Origin of the sequence: Caballeronia grimmiae (genome assembly GCF_000698555.1) — a bacterium.
GTDB lineage: Bacteria > Pseudomonadota > Gammaproteobacteria > Burkholderiales > Burkholderiaceae > Caballeronia > Caballeronia grimmiae.
Map to the genome: position 1 here is coordinate 1 of NZ_JFHE01000096.1, position 3,473 is coordinate 3,473.

The following is a 3,473-nucleotide window of genomic DNA, read 5'->3' on the forward strand; positions in this document are numbered from 1 at the left end:
TCAGCTTGACCATCACGAACGAAAGCTCGATCACGTCCCTAATGTCGCGATGCAACCCGCTAATCGCTTGGATCATCAACGCCACGTCACAGGCAACCCCCGTCTCAGCATTGACGAAGTGACGATGCATGCGGAAGAACGCCATGTGCTCAGGCGGAATCTTCACGCCGGTCTTCCACAGCTTCCACGCCTCATCGACCACGACAAAATCGCCCGCCTGGACGAACCCCGGAGTGACGACCGCCCCGGCTTCACTCTCGACCTCGACCGGAAAGAACCCCGGTTTAAGCATGTCCTCAGTCTTGACCATGACCACGGCCCCGAGCGCATCCGCAGCCAGAGAACGCTTTTTCGCCAAATAGGCATGAATGGCCGACTCATCGATACCGTCGATGTTCGTCACGACCCGACGACCCGCCGCAACCGCATCGAGCAGTGGCCCCGACACGACTTCATACGACTTGCCCGACCCCATGACGCCACAGTAAGCATTGATCGCCATCGCAGCTCACCCGATGATCGGCAGGCGACGGATGATGAATCGCGTCACGTATGCCGTGACGATCATCGGAGCACCGACGCTAAAAGAGCACAGATCGAGGAAGTACCACACACCCTCCCCTATCGAGCCGAACACCTGAAGAGAAGACGCAGACGGCAGGATGTGCGCACCCTGCAGGAACCCAATGGCCTCAGTCACGAAGAAGAACAACGCGAAGTAAAGGAAGAACTTCGCAATCACCGACCGCAGCACGAACGCCAGCAGCGCATTACCCGCAGAAAGAAGAATCCCGAACATAGCGCCCCCTTACGCGCCGAGCACGATGAACAACGCGGCCAGCGCAAACACCGCGAGGAAAATCGTTGAAATCGCCGAGCGATGCTGTTCCGCCAGATCGCAGTGCACGCTCATCGTGAACGTCTTTCCGAACACATCGAGCTTCGGAGTAGGGCAGACCGCCGTATGCTCCGGGACGGCCCAAGCCTTCAAATCTGGGAAAAGATTCATGATCGGCGAGAGGATCATCGAAATCGTCGGGATGTTCTCCAACGACGGCGACCCCGTTTGCGGATCGCTGCCGAGATCGACTTTCACTGGATTCACGACGTTCACGTTCGGCGTATTGACCACGTTCACATTGCCGCTCGTACCGGTGCTCGGATCGGTTCCGGTGCTGCCCCCCGGATTAGTCCCGGTGCTAGTTCCCGGCTGAACAGTCGGAGAAATCTGAACCTGCGTTCCCGGGTCAGCCGCGGGCGAAAACAGATCGCCAACGTTCGGAACCAAACTCGGGTTCTCCTGCGCCCACGGCTGAACGTCGGGATACGACACAGGCTGAGTCACCGGATAAGGCAAGCCCTGATACCCAGGTTGACTCGCCGCTTGCTGCCACGTCTGGTTCGTGATCTGAGCAAGCGTGTTCGGATCAAGCGGCGTCGCCAACGACTCCGGCGAAAGCTGCGGATAGACCTGCGAAAGGTCAGTGCCACCAACCGGCGCAACACCCAGACCGACAGACCAATACGAAAGCAAACCAGCCTTGTCATATGTGAAAGACTGAGGGTCGTACTGACCCGACACGCATGTATGACCGTCTTCCCCACCCCAGACCGTACAAATACTTTCGTTCAACGTCTGCCCTAGCGTGTACACAGTGCCATCTGCATTCGACTTGAAAAACACAGACGTAAAAACGTTTTGCATGTTCTCCGGCGGCGGATTGCTCACCATCGTCTGCTCGGCCTGCTGAACCTGATAGATCGAACTGGCGATGATGGAATAGCCGTTGTAGCTCCAGTAGAAAGGCTTGTTTCCGCTCCCCGGCTCAGGAGGAAAAGCAGCACATGGGGCGTTGGCCATACAAGACGACGTGTGATAGACGGGAATACCAGCCCCGGACACCATGTACATCTTGTTAGCAAACACGTCCGAACTCGAACCGAACAGCGGCGTGTAATCCGCACCTGCCGACACCGGCGGCGGCTGCTGCACCGTGATCACTTTGCCGTCCACCGACCTGGTCAGCGAAAAAGCACCGTTAGCCGCATATAAAGCGGCACCGGCCGCCAAGACGCCAAGCCCGGCCGCAACCGTCAACCACACAGGCGCACCGGCGAAACCAAGCCCTATCGAAGCCCCCGTAGAGACGACGTTCAACGCCGTGGAAGCCTGTCCCATACCCGTTAGCGTCGCCGCTATACGCGGATCGTTAGCTGCGAACCCACGCGCGATCGCAACGCGCGAAACGATCGCCGCCTCAGCACGGTTAATCGCGAACGTCGCAACCGGAAGCGCCTGAGCATGAGCGACCTCAGTCACCAACAAGCAACTAAGCGTCAGAAAAACGACCGAGTTCCTGCAATACGCCCGAAAGCCCTTGCGTTCAAACATCACGCACCCCGACAACCAACGCCCACACGAACGCGACAATCGCCGCGACGACGACGCCAGCACCGAGCCAAAACAAAAACGTAAAAGCTCGCTCGATCTTCTCCATGTCAATGCCCCCTCAAGCCCGAAACGACCGCCCACCCCGACACCAGACCGAAAGCAAACATCGCCAGATACCACGCTGAATTCACGTCCATCGCCGCCCCCTGCCGTTAACGAAAACGGGGGCCGCAGCCCCCGCTTTGATCCCCCGTAACCGAGCGACTTAGACGCCCTTGACCATGCGGATGACGACTTTCGCGCCCGCCACGGCCAGCACCACGGTGATGACCATCGCAGCGACGGCGAGCACCGCCGTTGCGGTCGAATCCATCGAAATCGCGCCGGTCAGTTGCGTGAAATCCGGGCCAGCAGCGGCAGCAACCTGCGCATGCGCCACCGAAGCAGCACCGACAGCAGCACCAACAGCGCCGCGAGCGGCCAACGTCTTGAGTTTCTTGATCATCTTTGTAGTCTCAACAAAAAAGCGGTCTCACCCGCGTTAGATTTAGGCGACCCGTTTCACCAGATTGATGACGGCGCCCGCTGAATACGACACGAGCCACAGTGCGACCACGGTCGTAAATGCAACGCCCCAAAAGCCAGCCGCCAACGTGTAGTCAAACGGCTGCGCGATTGAGTCGATATAGCCCGCGCTCTCAGGCGCGAGCACATATGCTTGTTGGCTTTGAAGGTGGAAGTACTGCCCACCGGCAGCGGGGCAGACCTGCTGATCGATGCCCGATGACTGGTCGGAAGACACCGGAACACACGTAAGAACAGTCTGAACCGTGCCAGCAGCCATCACGAAGCCTTCGCCTTGCCCTTACCGAACAGATCGACGTGACCAGCGTGCTTCGCCGCGACCAACGTCAGCGTCGCCTTGTTGTCCTTACCCGGACGCGTCGCAAAATCGATTTCGAAAACGCCCGGCAAACCGGCAACGCGCGCCTGGTCGAACGCCTCAAACGTCCCGCTGATCTTGGTCGGCTTATAGCCCGCCGACTTCGCATCGTCTTCGCGATAGTCCGACACGTACCAG

6 protein-coding genes are annotated in these 3,473 nt (G+C 58.9%); all 6 read right to left on the reverse strand.

The window, feature by feature from the left end; translation table 11 throughout:
* Nucleotides 1-502 (reverse strand): zonular occludens toxin domain-containing protein (locus BG57_RS30600; protein WP_035970985.1); only part of this gene is annotated, 502 nt, incomplete at its 3' end.
* A 6-nt stretch (nucleotides 503-508) separates the two neighbouring features.
* Nucleotides 509-799 carry a DUF2523 family protein gene (locus tag BG57_RS30605; protein ID WP_035970987.1) on the reverse strand — a complete coding sequence of 97 codons (291 nt, stop codon included), beginning with the start codon at nucleotides 797-799 and terminating at the stop codon, nucleotides 509-511.
* A gap of 9 nt (nucleotides 800-808) precedes the next feature.
* Nucleotides 809-2,392 (reverse strand): hypothetical protein, encoded by a 1,584-nt coding sequence (locus tag BG57_RS30610; RefSeq protein ID WP_152562760.1) that lies wholly within the window; start codon nucleotides 2,390-2,392, stop codon nucleotides 809-811.
* A 265-nt stretch (nucleotides 2,393-2,657) separates the two neighbouring features.
* Nucleotides 2,658-2,897 (reverse strand): hypothetical protein, encoded by a 240-nt coding sequence (locus BG57_RS30615; protein WP_035970991.1) that lies wholly within the window; start codon nucleotides 2,895-2,897, stop codon nucleotides 2,658-2,660.
* Nucleotides 2,898-2,939: 42 nt separating this feature from the next.
* Nucleotides 2,940-3,194, reverse strand: coding sequence for a hypothetical protein (locus BG57_RS30620; RefSeq protein ID WP_241482172.1), 255 nt, complete (start codon nucleotides 3,192-3,194; stop codon nucleotides 2,940-2,942).
* A 41-nt stretch (nucleotides 3,195-3,235) separates the two neighbouring features.
* On the reverse strand, nucleotides 3,236-3,473 hold a 238-nt coding region (locus BG57_RS33235; protein WP_160174778.1), incomplete at its 5' end, for a hypothetical protein.